The sequence below is a fragment of the Paenibacillus mesophilus genome (assembly GCF_005938385.1).
Classification (GTDB): Bacteria; Bacillota; Bacilli; order Paenibacillales; family NBRC-103111; genus Paenibacillus_AB; species Paenibacillus_AB mesophilus.
Genome location: NZ_VCRA01000084.1, coordinates 1 through 1301, shown reverse-complemented (window position 1 = coordinate 1301; position 1301 = coordinate 1). Strand labels below are relative to the sequence as shown.

The window sequence follows — 1301 nt, the reverse complement described above, 5'->3', positions numbered from 1 at the left end:
TATGCTACTCTGTAGACGAAGCTAACGACTGATTTCCAGCGGATTTTGCGCGTATTCTTCTGCCCTGGACGAATGGGTCGAATCGGCAAAATGTTTTTGCGAATCAGCGCTTCAACATCGGGCGGGGGTTCATCGCTGCGTGAGCGCAGGAAATGTCTACAAACGTAAACGGCAACCGTGAAGTTGACTTGGTAGGGGTGCCGTGTATCCATTTGGGAAATGACGACGTGCGAGGTCATCATTTCAGCGAAATTGTACATGATCATTCTTGCGAAAATCTCCTGGGTGATGGACTCTCGTCTCTTTGCGTGAAAATTCGTCAGACCGACGGTGTATTTTAAGGCCCTGAAAGAGGTTTCAATACCCCATCGCATGTTATAAATAGACTTGATTTCATCGGGTGGGAAATCAGCGACAGAAAGATTCGTCATGACGGTTTCATAAGTGCCATTCGGTAGAACGAAACGAACAACCCGAAAGGAAATCGGGTAAAACAAGTTCTCCTGCAGATCCAAAAAATCAAAGGTAGACGTGGAAGGGACGAACCTGTACATCTCGGGATGAGCCTTGACCTCTTTGGTTTGTTTTTTGGTGAGTGTCAGATGAACCTCCCGATCAAACGCCCCGTTAGAAGGCAAACGCAAGCTCGAAAGAATACCACTGGAATCCACATCCTTTACCCGTATGACGTAGTTCCACCCTTTGCGTTCAAGATGCGCGAAATTGTTGTAACTTTCATAACCTCGATCGGCCGTAACAATGGTTTTGCCCTTGATGGGAGAACGGTCAACCATAGCAGCCAGCGCCCTTCCCTCATTGCATAACCTTCGTGGCTGAACAATGGCATCCACGTAAAGTCTGTTGCATAAGTCATAGGCTGCATTCAAATGCAGAAGGTTATAGCCTTTCGTGTTCGGTTGACTTTGAAAATAGGTGTCCGTGTCCGCAGAGTCCGTTGCGATATGCAAATCCGAACCATCAACGGCAAGTAATCGATACCCTCTGTAGTCCTTGATATCCGTATACGATTGCGTAAATTCGTGAAACAAGAATTCCACAGCAGAGGGCAGGATTTTATTCCTCTGCTGGACAAAAGCAGAAGTAGTTGCGGTGTTTACGTCATAGCCCTGCGATTCCAAGAGTTCCTTATATAGGCTGTTGCCACCCATTGAGATCAGGAGTTGCATAACCGTGTCAAAGGGCAGCTTTTTCTTGCGGGTAAAATCTTTTTCAGGATTTTTGACATAAGGTGCTGGTGCAGCTGCCATTTCTCGTATGAGGGATGTCAGCGTTTCTTTTAG

General features: G+C 46.7%; 1 protein-coding gene. It reads right to left on the bottom strand.

What is annotated here, in order from left to right:
* Nucleotides 1-1301 (bottom strand): IS4 family transposase (locus tag FE783_RS37260; RefSeq protein WP_138884452.1); only part of this gene is annotated, 1301 nt, incomplete at both ends.